The following is a 15,275-nucleotide window of genomic DNA, read 5'->3' as shown; positions in this document are numbered from 1 at the left end:
CACGGCGGACGACGACGAACCCCTCCCCGAGGCGGGCCGAGGGCAGGTGGACGGACGCCCTCGCGCCCGACTCGGACGGCTACCTCCGGATCAGGCCGGACGCCTTCCACGAGAGCTTCGCCCAGGACCTGCCGGCCGACGAGGCCCTCGTCTTGGCGGTCACACAGAAGGCACCCGTCTGGCATCAGCTCTGCGAGCGCCGGACAACCGAGACCGAGCGCATGAACCCCCGCAGGCTCGTCGAACCCGACGCGAGCCACGCCTCGGCGGCGTCCCGGCCGCAGGCGACCGCCGACCTGGCCGAGGACGCGGTGCGCGAGTCGGCGCGCTGCCTCCCCGCGCCCACATCGACACCCACCACCCGCCCGCCCACCCACCCCTCGCGGACGCCTCGGGGCGGCGGGCGGCTGAGGAGATCCGCCTCCTCAAGATCCCCCGGAATACCCCCAGGGGGTATATGGTTGTGATCGTCGTCCTGACCGGACGGCGGCAGGATCCGCATCACCCAGGGGAGACGTCATGAACAACCACGCAGGCCACGACCAGACCGGCCACGCGACCCACGCAGGTCACGGCGGGGCCCAGCCCGGCGGGCTGTCGGTGTCCGCAGACGGCTACACCCTCGTCCTCGGCTCCCCGATCCTCACCGCCGGTGTGCAGCCGGTCACCTTCCAGGTGATCGGCCCCGACGGACAGCCGGTGACCGAGTACGTCGCCGAGCACGAGAAGGAGCTGCACTTCATCGCCGTCCGGCGGGACACGGCCGGGTTCCAGCACGTGCACCCGGTCCGGGACGCGCACGGCACCTGGAGCACCGAGCTCACCCTGGAGCCCGGGGACTGGCGGTTCTTCACCGACATCCACCCGGTCGGCCACGACGGGACCCTGACGCTGGGCATCGACGCCGCGGTCGCCGGGCCCTACGCCCCGCAGCCGCTTCCCGAGCCCACCGGGACCGCGCGGATCGGCGCGTACACCGTGGCGCTCAAGGGCGAGCTCGTCCCCGGCGAGGCGAGCGAACTGACCCTCACCGTCAGCCGGGACGACCGGCCCGTCACCGACCTGGAGCCCTACCTGGCCGCGTACGGACACCTCGTCGCCCTGCGCGTCGGCGACCTGGGCTACCTCCACGTCCACCCGGAGGGCGAGCCCGGCGACGGCGTCACCGCGCCCGGTCCCGACATCTCGTTCATGGCGGTCGCGCCGACGGCCGGCACCTACCGCCTGTTCCTGGACTTCCAGCACGACGGAGTCGTCCGCACGGCCGAGTTCACGGTCCGCACCACCGCGCCCGCACCCGCACACACCGACCACCACGCGCACCACGGCCACCACAGCCACCACGCCCACCACAGCCACCACTGACACGAACGGAAGAGATCCCTTGCCCTGTCCGCACCCCCTCCCCGCCTGTAGGCGCGGGGCACGGCCACCGCCGCCGCGAGGCCGTGCCCCGCCGCATGGACACGGAAGGAACCCGCCATGCGACTCTTCGCCCTCCGCGACTACCGCCGACTCTTCGGCGCCCAGGTCATCGCCCTCTTCGGGACCGGTCTGACGACCGTGGCCCTCGGGCTCCTCGCCTACGACCTCGCCGGTCCGCGCGCCGGCGTGGTGCTCAGCACCGCCCTGACCGTCAAGATGGTCATGTACGTGATCATCGCGCCGCTGGCCGCCGCGTACGTCGACCGGCTCCCCAGAAGAACGTTCCTCTTCCTCCTCGACGTCGTCCGCGGCCTGGTGGTCCTGGCCCTGCCGCTGGTCACCGAGGTCTGGCACGTCTACCTGCTGATCGGCCTGCTCCAGGCGTCCTCGGCGGCGTTCACCCCGACGTTCCAGGCCGTCATCCCCGACATCGTCACCGACGAGTCCGCCTACACCCGCGCCCTCTCCGCCTCGCAGGTCGCCTCGACCATGGAGAGCCTGCTCAGCCCGGTCCTCGCGGCCGTCGCCCTGACGTTCCTGAGCTTCGACCGGCTGTTCCTCGGGACCTCCGCCGGGTTCCTCGTCTCCGCCGTGCTCGTCCTGTCGACCCGTATCCCCGACGCCCGTCCCAGTGGCCACACCAGGGCGTGGGACAAGGCGGCGGACGGCGTCAGGACGTTCCTCAGGACGCCCCGGCTGCGCGGCGTGACGGCGCTCAACCTCGTGGTGGCGTCGGCGGGTTCGATCGTCGTCGTCAACACCGTGAACCACGTCCGTGACGGCCTCGGCGGTTCACAGGCCGACGTCGCCTGGATGCTCGCCGCGTCCGGCACGGGCACCCTTCTGGCCGCGCTGGTCCTGCCCCGCGTGCTCGACCGGGTCGCCGCCCGCCCGGTCATGCTGACCGGCGCCGGAGTCCTGGTCGCCGGCACGACCGCCGCGGTGTCGCTCTCCGCGACGGGTCTCCTCACCCGGACCGCCACGGCGACCGTCTGGACCGCGATCGGCGTCGGGATGGCCCTGGTCATCACGCCGACCGGCACCGTCATCCGTGCCTCCGTCGGCCGGAACGCGATCCCCGCGGCGTTCGCGGCGCAGTTCTCCCTGTCGCACCTGGCCTGGCTGATCACCTACCCGCTGGCGGGATGGCTCGGCACGACCGCCGGCTTCACCGTGACCTGGACGGTCCTCGCGGCCCTCGCCACGACGGGAGCGGCCGGCGCCCTCCTCCTCTGGCCGCGCCACGAACCCCGCCCCACCGCCCCCGTCCCCGCCCGCCACACACCCGCCCCGGCCCGCTCCAGCCTGACGAAGGCGGCGTGAGTCCCACGCGCCACGGTCCGGGCTCACGCCTGGTCCAGACGGGCGCGCTGCGCGGCGGTGAGGTCGAGGTCCACGGCGTCGAGCGCCTCGTCGAGCTGGGCGAGGGAGGAGGCGCCGACGACGGGCAGGATCGGCAGGTCGCCGCCGAGCAGCCAGGCGAGAACGACCTGGTTGGCGGTGGCGCCGGTCTCGGCCGCCACCTCGCGCAGCGCGTCGAGCTGAGCGGCGGCGCCGGGGTGGTCGAAACCGGCCGGGAGGGGCTTGGCGGGGTTGGTGTAGGCACCTCCGAGGAGCGGCGTGTAGGCGAGGAGCGTCATGCCGGGCTCGTTGCGGACGTAGTCGAGGAGTTCCGGTGTGGCGTGTTCACAGGAGCCGAACGTCGCGCCGGGACGGGGCCTCAGGTAGGTGTACTGCTGCTGTACGCAGGTGTATCCGGCCACCTGCCGCTCGCGGGCCAGCGCGCGGGCCCGGTCGACGCGCCAGGTGAGCTGGTTGCTGACGCCGAGGACGTCGACCGTGCCGTCCTCGACCAGCGCGCCGAACGCCCCCACCGTTTCGGCCAGCGGCGGCCTGCGGTCCTCCATGTGCGCGTACAGCACGTCGAGGCGGTCGGTGCCGAGCCGCTTCAGCGAGCCCTCGACACCGGCCCGGACGGCCTCGCCGGACAGGCCCTCCGCGGTGCCCGGCCACTCGCCGGGGCCGGTCGGTCGGGCGCCGACCTTGCTGGCCAGCACGACCTCCTCCCGGTTTCCGCGGGCGGCGAGCCATCGGCCGATGACCGTCTCGGATTCGTCGCCGGTCGCGCCGTCGAGCCAGAACGCGTAGCAGTCGGCGGTGTCCAGGAACGTACCGCCACGCTCGGTGAACCGGTCCAGCAGGGCGAACGCCCGCTCTTCGTCGACGCGGGTGCCGAACGGCAGCGTGCCCAGGCACAGGACGCTCGCCGTGGGACCGGGAGTGCCGTCGGCACGCGTGCCAAGAGGACGGAAACGCATGGGAGTCGCTCCGGGGGTGAGGGGATACGGACAGGAACGAGGGCCGCGGCAGCGGAGCGCCGCGGAAGGAACCGTGTCATCTGGAGCGCGCTCCAGGTCAACCACGGCCGGTGAGATGATCGGCCCATGAGCACACCCGCGACGGAGTTCCTGACCCCCGCCGAGACGGTGGAGCGCTCCGGCTTCAGCCTGGACACCCTGCGCTACTACGAGCGCATCGGCCTGCTGGGAACCGTCCACCGCTCAGCCACCGGCCACCGCCGGTACACGGCCCACGACCTGGAGTGGCTGTACGTCCTGCGCTGCCTGCGCGACACCGGCATGCCGATCGCCGGCATGCGCCGCTTCGCCGAACTCGTCCGCGCGGGCGACGGAACGTTCGCCGAGCGCCTGGCCCTGCTGGAGCGTCACCACGGGGCCGCGGAGGAGCAGATCACGAAGCTGCGCGCGCAGCAGGACTACCTCCACACGAAGATCGCCTTCTACCGCCGCGCGCTCGCCGACTAGCGATATCCGAAGCGCGGGCGCGCGGGCGTGCTCACCCCCGCCGACCGGCCCCCGGCCCGTCCCCGAGAACGATCGTGGGGCCGTTCCGGACCACTCCGGAACGGCCCCACGATCGACGACTCAGTTCGAGGCGGGCCCACCGCCGACGACGAGGACGTCGGTGAGGTGATCGCTCACGCCGGCTCCCTCGTGTAGCGGTTGGCGGGGCGCGGCAGACCGTAGTTCTCGCGCAGGGTGCGGCCGGTGTACTCGGTACGGAAGAGGCCGCGCCGCTGGAGGATCGGCACGACCTGGTCGACGAAGTCGGTCAGGCCCGCGGGCAGGACGGGCGCCATGATGTTGAACCCGTCGGCGGCACCTCGGGTGAACCACTCCTCCAGCTGGTCGGCGATCTGCTCGGGGGTGCCCGCGAAGACCCGGTGGCCGCGGCCGGCGCCGAGCCGGGCGATCAGCTCGCGCAGCGTGAGCCCGTCGCGGCGGGCCAGTTCGGCGACGAGGGCGAAACGGCTCTTGTTCCCGTTGATGTCCCGCTCGTCGGGGAGTTCGGGCAGCGGGCCGTCGAGGGGCAGGCCGGTGAGGTCCACGCCCAGCATGCCGGAGAGCTGGGCCAGGCCGTACTCCGGGATCTGGAGGTCGGTGAGCTGCTGCTCCAGGGCCTTGGCCTCGGCCTCGGTGGAACCGATGACGGGGGCGATGCCGGGCAGGACGAGCAGGTCCTCCTCGGCGCGGCCGTACTTCGCCAGGCGGGACTTGAGGTCCTTGTAGAAGGTCTGGCCTTCGGCGAGGGTCTGCTGGGCGGTGAAGACGGCCTCGGCGTACTGGGCGGCGAACTCCTTCCCGGATTCGGAGGATCCCGCCTGCACGAGCAGCGGGTACCCCTGCGGGGAGCGGGGCACGTTCAGCGGGCCGGCCACGCCGAAGTGCTCGCCGCGGTGGGCGGCGGGGTGCAGCTTGTCGGTGTCGGCGTAGATGCCGCGCTCCTTGTCGAGGACGATCGCGTCGTCCTCCCAGCTGTCCCAGAGCTTGGTGGCGACGTCGAGGAACTCGCGGGCGCGCTCGTAGCGGCGGGCGTGCTCCAGGTGCTCGTCGCGGTTGAAGTTGCGGGCCTCGTCGACGCTGCCGGAGGTGACGATGTTCCAGCCGGCGCGGCCGCCGCTGATGTGGTCGAGGGAGGCGAACTTGCGGGCGAGGTTGTAGGGCTCGTTGAAGGTGGTGGAGACGGTGGCGATCAGCCCGATGTGCTCGGTGACCGCGGCGATCGCGGAGAGCAGGGTGAGCGGCTCGAACCCGCCGACGGCGTTGTAGCGGGCCTTCCCCCAGAGCGCGACCCCGTCGGCGAAGAAGATCGAGTCGAGCCGTCCGCGCTCGGCCGTGCGGGCCAGCTCCTGGAAGTACCGCAGATCGGTGACGCGCTCGGGGCGGCTGTCCGGGTGGCGCCAGGCGGCGTCGTGGTGTCCGGCGTTCATGAGGAAGGCGTTGAGGTGGAGGGTCCGGGGCGTCTGGTCGGTCATGTGGGGTTTCCCTGGGAAGAGGCGGGGACGCGCCAGAGGCTCAGGCGGCGTTCGACGGTGACGAGGAGCTGGTTGAAGGCGACGCCGATCGCGGAGATCGTGATGATGCCCGCGTACATCTGCGGGATCGCGAAGTTGAACTGCGAGGCGTTGATCAGATAGCCGAGTCCTGCCTTCGCGCCGATCATCTCGGCGGCCACGAGGACGAGGATGGAGACGGCGCCGGCGAGCCGGATGCCGGTGAAGACCGCCGGTACGGAGGCCGGGAGGATCACCTTCTGGAACAGGCGGGGCGTGGACAGGTCCATCGACCGGGCGAGCCGGATCAGGGTGGGGTCGGCGTTCCGGACGGCGCTGATGGTGTTGAGCAGGACGGGCCAGAGGCAGGCGTAGACGACGATCGACACCTTCGAGGTCTCGCCGATGCCGAGGAGCAGCACGAAGACCGGGAGCAGCGCGAGGGCCGCGGTGTTGCGGAAGACCTCCAGCAGCGGCCCGAGGAAGTCGGCGAGGGGCCGGTACCAGCCGATGAGCAGGCCGAGCGGGACGGCGACGGCCACCGCGATACCGAAGCCGCCGAGGGAGCGGATCAGGCTGGCCTGGGTGTGGTCGGCGAGCTGGCCGTCGCCGGCCAGTCCCCACCAGGCGACGGCCACCTCGCTGAGGGGAGGCAGGAAGGTGGCGTCGACCAGGCCGGCGCGCGGGGCGATCTCCCAGAGGGCGACCAGGGCCAGGATCGCGGTGGTCCGGACGGCGACGGCCTTCAGACCGCGTACGACGGCCCGTGCGCCGGACCTCGTACGGGTGGAGGCGGGGGCGGATGCCGCGGCGGGCGCTGCGGCGGCCGCCGGGACGGGGGACTTGAGGACCGGGGCTCCGGCCCGGGCGGTCCCCTCGGCCGGGGCGCTCTCGGCCGGGGCCGGGGCCGTGAGGCCCGCGGCCGCCCGGGCGGTGGTGTCGGTTCCGGTGGTCATACGGCTGCCGCCTCCTTCTCCAGTTGCTGGGCGCGGGCCACCTCGTCGTGGAGGAGGTTCCAGATCTCGTGCCGGTAGCGGGCGAACTCGGGGCTGGACCGCAGGGCCTCCCCCAGCAGTCCGTCGCGGTCGCCGAAGGAGACCGGCACGACCTCCTTGACCCGGCCGGGCCGGGAGGTCATGACGGCCACCCGCTGCCCGAGGTAGACGGCCTCCTCGATGCCGTGCGTGATGAAGACGACGGTCTTGCCGGTGCTCTGCCAGATGCGGCGCAGTTCGTCCTGGAGGGACTCGCGGGTCTGCGCGTCGAGCGCGGCGAACGGCTCGTCCATCAGCAGCACGTCCGGGTCGTACGCCAGCGAGCGGGCGATGGCGACGCGCTGGCGCATGCCGCCGGAGAGCTGGTGCGGGTGCCGGTCCTCGAAGCCGGTCAGCCCGACCAGGTCCAGGAACTCCTTCGCCCGGGCGGCACGTTGGCGACGCGGCACACCGGTGGCCTCCAGGCCGAACTCGACGTTGCCCTGGGCGGTGCGCCACGGCAGCAGCGCGTACTGCTGGAAGACGATGCCCCGGTCCAGGCCCGGCCCGGAGACCTCCTTGCCGTCGAGCAGGATCCGCCCGGCCGTCGGGGCCGACAGTCCGCCGAGGAGGTCGAGGAGCGTGGACTTGCCGCAGCCGCTGGGGCCGACGACCACGAGGAACTCCCCGCTGCGGATCTCCAGGTCGATGCCGTCGAGGGCGGTGAACTCCCCGAAGGTCTTGCGCACTCCGTCGAACACGATCTTCGCCATGCCGGGTCTCAGCCCTTTCCGTAGCCGTTGAACTCGTTGGTGTAGAGGTCGGACGGCTTGAACCGGCCCTTCGTGATCTCGCCGCGCTCGCCGAGCCAGTCGAGCCAGAGCTGGAACTCCTTGTCGGGTATCCGGCCGCCCGTCTCGGCGATCCCGAAGGAGCGCCAGTACTGCAGGGCGGTGGTGTCCTCGTTCCGGCCGCGCTTCCTGACGATCTCGGTCATCCGGGCGACGACCTCCTCGCGCGGGGTGCCGCGGGACCACTCGATGGCCTTGGCCACGCCCGTCACGAAGGTCCGTACGGTGTCCGGATTCTGCTCGATGAAGCGCTCGGTCATGATGTAGGTGCCCGCGCTGAACGGGCCGAGCAGCTCCACATCGGTGAACAGCGGGCGGATGCCGCCGGAGGCGACGGCCTTGTCACGCAGGATGCCGGTGAGCACCCCGACCTCGATCTGCTGTGCGCGCAGGGCCTGTTCGGTGTTGACGGGCGGCACCACCAGAGGCTCGACCCTGGCCGCGTCCGCCTTGGAGAGGCCGTTGCGGGCGAGGTAGGTGTCGAGCAGCGCCTGGTAGTGGGCGCCGAGGGTGTTCATGCCGACCTTCTTGCCGATCAGGTCGCGGGCGGAGCGGATCGGGCTGTCCTCGAGGACGAAGTAGCCGGCGTAGGAGTACCGGTCCGAGCCGTAGGAGGAGATGACGGCCTTGATCGGCGCCTTGCGTGCGGCGAGCTTGATGACCGCGCCGTTGAAGGCGCTGCCGAAGTGGGTCTGGCCGGTGGCGGCGGTCTGGATGTCCTGCGGGCCACTGGTGGTGTTGCCGATCCATTCGAGCTCGACGTCCTCCAGGTAGCCGAGGTCCGCTGCGAGTTCGGGGAGCGTGACCACGCCGACCGAGCCCTGGTACTTCAGGGTCTTGACCTGCGAGCCGGAGCCGGATCCGCCGCCGGTGGCGGTCGCCGTGCCGCAGCTCACCGCGGCCGCCGAGATGCCGAGCAGGGTCAGGAACTGGCGTCGGGAGGTGGAGGTCGAAGCGAGGGATGCAGGCATGACAGGTCCTTGTGGGTACGGGTCGCGGGGCGGGCTGTACTACGGGGCGGCGGTGAGCGCGGGGCCGCCGCGCGCCGTGGCGTCCGCGGCGCGCAGGGCGTCCGCGAACTCGTCGACGGCCTGGAAGAGGTCCAGCTCCAGTTCGGGCCGCAGCCGGCCCGGGCCGGAGCCGTGCTCCACGGCGGAGTCCAGGACGAACCGGCCGGCGGTGACGTGCCGGGCGCCGAGCGCGGCGAGGACGGGGCGCAGGGCGTAGTCGATGGTCAGGACGTGGGCGAGACTGCCCCCGGTGACGAGCGGCAGCACCGTCTTGCCGGCGAGGCCGTCCTGCGGGAGCAGATCGAGGAACGCCTTCAGCAGTCCGGTGTACGCGGCCTTGTAGACCGGGGTCGCGATGACGATGCCGTCGGCCTCGGCGACGGCGTCCAGGGCCCGGCGGATCTCCGGCTCACCGCGGCGGGCGGAGAGCAGGTCGGCGGCGGGGAGCTCGCGGACGGCGAGGTGCGCGGTCTCGAAACCGGAGTGGGCCAGGCGGCGCAGCACATGGTCGGCGACGACGGCGGTCCGGGAGTGGGCGGAGGGACTGCCGGTGAGGGCGAGCAGCTGGGGCACGGGGGGCTCCTTGGTCCTCGTACGGGCGACGGACGGTCAGGCGGCGGTGCCCGAGGCCACGGCCGAGGCTCCGGACGCGATGCCGAAGGCCGGGGCCGGGACGCTCGAAGGGCTGATCAGGCGGGAGGGCTCGCCGTCGGGGCCGACCGGAACGTCGCCGTCGACGGTGACCCGGCGCAGGGTGCGCTCGTGGTCGTCGGAGTCGTCCACGCCGTAGTGCTGGGTGGCCCGGTTGTCCCAGATCGCCACGTCGCCTGCCTGCCACCGCCAGCGGACGGTGTTCTCGGGGCTCTCGATGTGGGCCTGGAAGAGGTCCTGCAGAGCGCGGGAGTCGCGGCCCGTGAGGCCCTGGATGCGCTGGACGAAGTTGCCGAGCAGCAGGGTGCGTTCACCGGTCTCGGGGTGGACGCGGACCACCGGGTGCTCGGTGAGGAACTTCGTGGAGGTGAAGACCTCGCGGTACTGGGCCAGGGCCTCGGGCAGGGCGTCGGGCCTGAGGGCGGCGTAGTCGTACTCGTTGGAGTGGAGCGCGCGCAGGCCGTCGGCGAGGGCGCGCAGCGGTTCCGGGAGGTGCGCGTAGGCGGTGGCGGTGTTGGCCCACAGGGTGTTGCCGCCGTACGGGGGGATGGTCACGGCCCGCAGGATGGAGAAGGCGGGGTAGGCGGGGACGAAGGTGACGTCGGTGTGCCACTGGTTGGCGCGGGCGCCGTGGTGGGAGTCGATGCCGAGGGCGTAACGGCCGTCCGCGGACGGGACGGTGGGGTGCGCGACCGGGGCACCGAGCAGCCGGGCGAAGGCTTCGTGGCCGGCTTCGTCGAGGTGGTCCTGACCGCGGAAGAAGACGACCTTGTGGGCGAGGAGCGCGGCGCGGATCTCGGCGACGGTGGCGGCGGGCAGGTCTCCGGCGAGCCGAACACCGCCGATCTCGGCTCCGATGCGGCCGCCGATCTTCGCGACGGTGACGGAGGTGGTCGCGGTCGTGGCGGTGGCAGTGGCGGTGGCGGTGGCGTTGGCATGGGCAGTCGCCATGAGAACTCCTTGTTCAGGGCGGACGAGTCGTTTCCGCAGCGGAGGAAGGGGAGGTACGGGCAGCCCGGCGGGCTGGAGGCATCGCGGTACGAGGCGATGCGGTGACGGGGAGACACGCGGACCGGGCCTCGGAACCGGGGGCCGAGGAGGCAGCGGTGGGCGAGAGCACGGGGCAGAGGGGCCGCCGAGGCGGGGCACCGCCGGGCCGTGGCGCCCTGGAGCAGCCGGGCTCAGGCGCGGTGCGGGGCCGGACAGCGGCCCGGACACCCGCCCGGCGCGGTGCACGGGCCGGGGATGTCGAGCCGCGGAACGAGGAGCGCGTTCGCGGTCATGGCTCGGACCATGGCAGCGCCCCCTCCCCCGGTCAACCCCCGCCCCCGACCCCCCGAGGAACGGTGTCAGGGACCCCCGGCTGCCTCTGCGTACCCCCTCCGAACTGGGCGTTCCCCGCCTTCGACGCGAGTGCGCCCCGCCGCCGAGGCGGCCGAAAACGGTGGCCGGATTTCATGGCCCCGCAATGCGGCCGCCACGCCGACCCGGGGGCACGGCATGCCCGGGGGTGACGGCCGGGCGGCGGCCGACGCCTCCACCGTGCGGTGGCCGGTGCCACCGTGCGGGCCCGTCGCGCGCGGCGGCATGGCGCCTGTGCGTGGACGGGGCCCGACCGCCGTCTCCCGGCAGACCACGTGAATCTTCGGCGGCGGACCGCCGCGCGCACGGGGCGGCACCGCCGGCGGGGTGGGACGGCCGCGGATTCTGCTGAACCTGCACACCGGCGCCGTCGGGGATCGGCATGCCGTTCGCATCGTGGTCACCGCTGGGTCCACGTGATGGTCGCCCGGTGGCGGATCTCGCCGACCGTCCCATGAAACCGCAGGTCAGAGCGGTACACACGGTCCATCAGGTGGCGCAATACTGCGGCAACACCATCCGCACGGCGGGCCCAGTACGTTCCTTCCATGCCAGCCGAACCCGCCCCCGCCGCCCGACCGGTCGCCGCCGCGCGCCGCCGCCGGCTGCGTGCGGACCAGGCCCGGCAGCTCGCCGACCTGCTGCGCCACCAGATCCTGGCAGGCGGCTTTCCCGGCGGTCTCCTGCCCCTCGAGGACGCCATCGCGGCCGACTACCGGGCCAGCCGCAACACCGTCCGGCAGGCACTGGACCTGCTGCGCGGCGAACAGCTCATCGACCGGCAGCCGGGCGTCGGCACCGTCGTGGTGTGCGAGAAGTACCCGCACGGCCTGGACCGCCTCCAGGGACTGGCCGAGACCCTGCACGAGCACGGCAGGGTCACCAACGAGGTCCGCACCGTAGGGCCGGTGACGGCCCCCGGACCGGTGGCCCACCGGCTGGGCCTGCCCGAACACACCGAGGTGCTCTGTATCGAGCGGCTGCGCCGCCTGGGCGGACTGCCGCTGTCCCTCGACCTGTCCTACCTGCCCATGGACGTGGGCAGCGCACTGCTCGCCTGCGACCTGGAGAACACGGACCTGTTCCGGCTCCTGGAGTCACTGACCGGCGGACCGCTGGGCCACGCCGAGATCACCCTGGAGGCCGTCAACGCCGACGCGCACTCCGCCGCGGTGCTCGAGGCCCCACGCGGGGCCGCCGTACTGATGCTGGAACGGCTGACCCATCTGTCCGACGGGCGGCCGGTGGACCTGGAGTTCATCCGGTTCCGCGGCGACCGCATCACCATGAGCGGTGTGCTGCGCCGCTCCCTCTGAGCACCTGAGCACCTCCCTCCTTCCGTTCCTCCGTCCCCCGCCTCTTCGGGCCCCTGGAGCCAGTCATGCCTCTTGTTCCTCAGCGCGCCGACGTGCCCGTGACCGTCGACGAATCCAAGTGCATCGACGGCTGCACGCTCTGTGTCGACATGTGTCCGCTCGACTCGCTCGCGATCCGCGAGGACAACGGCAAGGCGTACATGCACGTGGACGAGTGCTGGTACTGCGGCCCGTGCGCGGCCCGCTGCCCCACCGGTGCGGTCACCGTCAACATGCCCTACCTGCTCCGGTGAAAGGCCGAACTCCCATGAACAGCGCGAGACTCCGTGTTCACCCCCTCCTCTCGCTCACCGTGCTGCTCCCGCTGACCGCTGCCTGCGGCGCCTCGGACGGCGCCGACGGCGAGGCCGCCTCGAAGACGGTCACGGTGACGGTCGGCTACCAGTCGAAGACCATCAACACCGTGACCGCCGGCACCTTGCTGCGTTCCCTCGGCTACTTCGAGGAGGAGCTCAAGGCCCGGGGGAAGAAGGACGGCACCACCTACAAGGTCGAGTGGCAGGACTACGCGACCGGTGCCCCGATCACCGCCCAGATGACCGCCGGGAAGATCGACATCGGTTCGATGGGCGACTTCCCCCTGCTGATCAACGCGGCCCGCGGCAAGGAACTCAAGCAGCCGACCCGGCTGGTCGCGGTCACCGGCTACAACCTGCGTGGCGGGCTGAACACCGTGGTCACCGCTCCCGGCTCGCCCCTCCGGTCGCTGGCCGACCTGCGCGGCAAGCGGGTGTCCACCAGCGTGGGCTCGGCCGCCGACGGCACCCTGGTCCGGGCCCTCCAGCGCGCGGGAATCGACGCCGACAAGGACATCCAGAAGCTCAACCAGCAGCCCAGCGTGGGCGCGTCGGCCCTGGCCGCGGGCAGCGCCGACGCGCTCTCCCAGTTCGTCGCCTGGCCCGGCCAGCTGGCCTTCGAGGGGCGCGCCACGGCCCTCTACGACGGGGCGGAACTGAACCTGCCGACCTTCCACGGGGTCACGGTCCGGGAGAGGTTCGCCAAGGAACGGGCCGGGGTCCTCGACGACTTCCTCAAGGCGCAGCGGCGGGCCACCGACTACCTGCGCGAGCAGCCGGTCGCGGCCGCCGAGTCGGTGGCCGAGGAGACCGGACTGCCGGCCGAGGTGGTCTACCTCTACAACGGCGCGAACGGCATCGCCACCTTCGACCCGGCGCTCCGTCCGGAACTGATCGCCGCCCTGAAGGAGGACGTGCCGGTGCTCACGTCGGCCGGACTGGTGGGCGACGTCGACGTGGACGCCTTCGTCGACCCGGCACCTCTGAAGCGGGCCGTGCAGGCCCCGGCCTACCCGCCGGCGGGCGCGGCCAAGCCCGAGCTGTGGCTGAAGGGCCGGCCCACCACCCGCACCTTCGACAGCCCCAAGGAGCTGCTGAAGGCCGCCAAGGGCGCCGACGTACGCGCCGCGTACGTGCCGGACGCGCTGACCGGCACCCTCTGGTTCGCCGACAAGGCGGTGTGGGTGGCGGACGGCGCCGAACTGAGCGCCTACGTCACGCCGGCCAGTGCGCAGCGGTACGTCGACGCCCATCCCGGGGCACGGATCATCCGCTACGCGGATGCCGTGGGTCTGGCCTCGTGACCGCGGGCCGCCGGCTGCTGCGGGCCGCCTCGCTGGTCGCGGCCCTCGGGCTGTGGCAGCTGCTGACCGCCCTGGACGTCAACCTGTGGCTGCGGTTCGAGCAGTTCCCGACGGTGGGCGAGGTGGCCTCCGCCTTCAGCGACCGCATCGGCACCGGCCCGTACTGGCAGGACCTGGGCCACAGCCTGCGCCGGATCGTGGTGGGCTTCCTGCTCGCCGCGGTGCTGGGCGTGGTGGCCGGTACGGCGATCGCCCGGTCCCGGTGGGCCGCCGACCTGCTGGGCCCGTTGCTGGAGGTGGTGCGGCCGGTGCCGGCCATCGCCCTGGTACCCGTCGCCATCCTGCTCCTGCCCACCAACGAGCAGGGCATCGTGTTCATCACCTTCACCGCCGCCTTCTTCCCGGTGGTGGTGTCGACCCGGCACGCGGTCCGGGCGCTCACCCCCATCTGGGAGGAGGCCGTGCTCACCATGGGAGGCGGCCGGCTGCGGGTGCTCTTCTCCGTGGTGCTGCCCGGCGCCCTGCCGGGCATCTTCGGCGGCCTCTCGGTGGGCATCGGCGTCTCGTGGATCTGCGTGATCTCCGCCGAAATGATCTCCGGCGAGTACGGAGTGGGCTACCGGACCTGGCAGGACTACACGATCGTCGACTACCCGGGGGTCTTCGTCGGCATGGCCACCATCGGAGCCCTGGGATGGCTCACCTCGACCGCGGTGGAACTGCTGGGCCGCCGCGCCACCGCCTGGCTGCCCCGCCCGGCCGGGCGGGGGGCCGTCGGAGGAAGGCGTCCGGTGGCGTTCCGCAGCAGCGCTCGCGCCTCTGCTCACACCGGCGCCGAACCCGCCGCCACGGGCTCCGTGCCCCTCCCCACCGTCCCCCCGAAGGAGCCGGTCCCATGAGCACCGCGACCCTGCCCGCCGCTCCCCCGACGACCGGGGCCGCACTCGCCCTGCGGGACGTACGGCTCGGCCACACGGACGGCGCCGCCCTGCCGGGCACCGTCACCCTGCACATCGCACCGGGGGAACTGCTGGCCGTCGTCGGTCCGTCCGGCTGCGGGAAGTCGACCCTGCTGCGCACCCTCGCCGGGTTGCTGTCCCCACGGGACGGGCAGGTCACACAAGACGGTGAAACGATCGTCCGGCCCGACGCCGACCGGGCGCTGGTCTTCCAGGACGACGCCCTGCTGCCCTGGCGCACCGTCCGCGCCAACGTGGAACTGCCCCTGGCGATCCGCCGGGTCCGCCGAGCCGAGCGGCGGCGGTCCGCGGCCGACTGGCTGGACCGCGTCGGTCTGGCCGACCACGCCCACAAGCTGCCGCACCAGCTGTCCGGCGGCCAGCGCCAGCGCGTCCAGCTGGCCCGGGCCCTGGCCGGCCGGCCCCGCGTCGTCCTGATGGACGAGCCCTTCGGCGCGCTCGACGCGCACACCCGCGCCGAGATGCAGGACCTGCTGGTGGACATCCTGGCCGGCACGGGCGCGACCGTCGTCTTCGTCACCCACGACGTGGACGAGGCCCTCCACCTCGGCGACCGGGTCGTGCTGCTGGGCACCGTCGAGGTGCTGGACGTACCGCATCCGCGCAGGCGCGACGCGCGGCACGACGCCGAGACCGCCGAACTGCGCCGCCACATTCTCGAATCCCTCTGAAAGGCACCCCCGTGGACACCC

At 72.6% G+C, this 15,275-nt stretch carries 15 protein-coding genes; 8 read left to right on the top strand and 7 right to left on the bottom strand.

The genetic code is table 11. The annotated features are described in order from the left end of the window. The first annotated feature begins 519 nt into the window (after window positions 1-519). Together IF73_RS0115290 and IF73_RS0115285 are read left to right on the top strand one after the other, a co-directional pair. On the top strand, window positions 520-1,365 hold the full coding sequence (locus IF73_RS0115290) for a hypothetical protein (RefSeq protein WP_031007902.1): 846 nt from the start codon (window positions 520-522) through the stop codon (window positions 1,363-1,365). 117 nt (window positions 1,366-1,482) lie between these two features. Beyond that, window positions 1,483-2,748, top strand: coding sequence for an MFS transporter (locus IF73_RS0115285; RefSeq protein ID WP_031007900.1), 1,266 nt, complete (start codon window positions 1,483-1,485; stop codon window positions 2,746-2,748). Window positions 2,749-2,771: 23 nt separating this feature from the next. Here IF73_RS0115285 and IF73_RS0115280 read toward each other — a convergent pair whose 3' ends face one another. Continuing rightward, entirely contained in the window at window positions 2,772-3,743 is a 972-nt protein-coding gene (locus IF73_RS0115280) for an aldo/keto reductase (RefSeq protein ID WP_031007887.1), read from the bottom strand. Between the two features lie 126 nt (window positions 3,744-3,869). On the opposite strand from IF73_RS0115280, the gene IF73_RS0115275 reads away from it, so the two are divergent. Further along, window positions 3,870-4,250, top strand: coding sequence for a MerR family transcriptional regulator (locus IF73_RS0115275; RefSeq protein WP_031007884.1), 381 nt, complete (start codon window positions 3,870-3,872; stop codon window positions 4,248-4,250). Window positions 4,251-4,423: 173 nt separating this feature from the next. Here the strand turns inward: IF73_RS0115275 and IF73_RS0115270 are convergent, their stop codons facing one another. From IF73_RS0115270 to IF73_RS0115245, 6 genes are read right to left on the bottom strand one after another with little or no spacing between them, the layout of a single operon-like run. Then, window positions 4,424-5,761 carry an LLM class flavin-dependent oxidoreductase gene (locus tag IF73_RS0115270; protein ID WP_031007882.1) on the bottom strand — a complete coding sequence of 446 codons (1,338 nt, stop codon included), beginning with the start codon at window positions 5,759-5,761 and terminating at the stop codon, window positions 4,424-4,426. Then, the gene (locus IF73_RS0115265; protein WP_031007880.1) at window positions 5,758-6,735 is read right to left on the bottom strand and encodes an ABC transporter permease; all 978 of its coding nucleotides are present in this window, start codon (window positions 6,733-6,735) and stop codon (window positions 5,758-5,760) included. The genes IF73_RS0115270 and IF73_RS0115265 overlap by 4 nt, the downstream gene beginning before the upstream one ends. Continuing rightward, a complete protein-coding gene (locus IF73_RS0115260) occupies window positions 6,732-7,526 on the bottom strand; it encodes an ABC transporter ATP-binding protein (protein WP_031007878.1) in 795 nt (264 codons plus the stop codon). The genes IF73_RS0115265 and IF73_RS0115260 overlap by 4 nt, the downstream gene beginning before the upstream one ends. Window positions 7,527-7,534: 8 nt before the next feature. Then, window positions 7,535-8,575, bottom strand: a complete 1,041-nt coding sequence (locus IF73_RS0115255; protein ID WP_031007876.1) for an ABC transporter substrate-binding protein — start codon at window positions 8,573-8,575, stop codon at window positions 7,535-7,537. Window positions 8,576-8,614: 39 nt separating this feature from the next. Further along, window positions 8,615-9,187: an NADPH-dependent FMN reductase gene (gene ssuE, locus IF73_RS0115250; protein WP_037879263.1), complete on the bottom strand. Its 573-nt coding sequence runs from the start codon at window positions 9,185-9,187 to the stop codon at window positions 8,615-8,617. 36 nt (window positions 9,188-9,223) lie between these two features. Beyond that, window positions 9,224-10,216, bottom strand: coding sequence for a TauD/TfdA dioxygenase family protein (locus IF73_RS0115245; RefSeq protein ID WP_031007871.1), 993 nt, complete (start codon window positions 10,214-10,216; stop codon window positions 9,224-9,226). A 959-nt stretch (window positions 10,217-11,175) separates the two neighbouring features. Here IF73_RS0115245 and IF73_RS0115235 point away from each other — a divergent pair. The 5 genes from IF73_RS0115235 to IF73_RS0115215 all read left to right on the top strand — a co-directional run bounded on the left by IF73_RS0115235 (window position 11,176) and on the right by IF73_RS0115215 (window position 15,254). Beyond that, window positions 11,176-11,943 carry a GntR family transcriptional regulator gene (locus tag IF73_RS0115235; protein WP_031007869.1) on the top strand — a complete coding sequence of 256 codons (768 nt, stop codon included), beginning with the start codon at window positions 11,176-11,178 and terminating at the stop codon, window positions 11,941-11,943. A 65-nt stretch (window positions 11,944-12,008) separates the two neighbouring features. Next, complete coding sequence (locus tag IF73_RS0115230; RefSeq protein WP_031007867.1) at window positions 12,009-12,236, top strand: 4Fe-4S dicluster domain-containing protein; 228 nt, start codon at window positions 12,009-12,011, stop codon at window positions 12,234-12,236. A gap of 14 nt (window positions 12,237-12,250) precedes the next feature. Then, window positions 12,251-13,603 (top strand): ABC transporter substrate-binding protein, encoded by a 1,353-nt coding sequence (locus IF73_RS0115225; RefSeq protein WP_031007864.1) that lies wholly within the window; start codon window positions 12,251-12,253, stop codon window positions 13,601-13,603. Beyond that, window positions 13,600-14,502, top strand: a complete 903-nt coding sequence (locus IF73_RS37640) for an ABC transporter permease (RefSeq protein ID WP_051716800.1) — start codon at window positions 13,600-13,602, stop codon at window positions 14,500-14,502. Before IF73_RS0115225 ends, IF73_RS37640 begins: the two co-directional genes overlap by 4 nt. Next, entirely contained in the window at window positions 14,499-15,254 is a 756-nt protein-coding gene (locus IF73_RS0115215; protein WP_031007861.1) for an ABC transporter ATP-binding protein, read from the top strand. Before IF73_RS37640 ends, IF73_RS0115215 begins: the two co-directional genes overlap by 4 nt. The last annotated feature ends 21 nt before the right edge of the window (window positions 15,255-15,275 follow it).

This window comes from Streptomyces sp. NRRL F-5727, from assembly GCF_000719555.1.
Classification (GTDB): domain Bacteria; phylum Actinomycetota; class Actinomycetes; order Streptomycetales; family Streptomycetaceae; genus Streptomyces.
The sequence above is the reverse complement of the archived record's forward strand: the minus strand, read 5'-3'. Positions and strand labels throughout refer to the sequence as shown.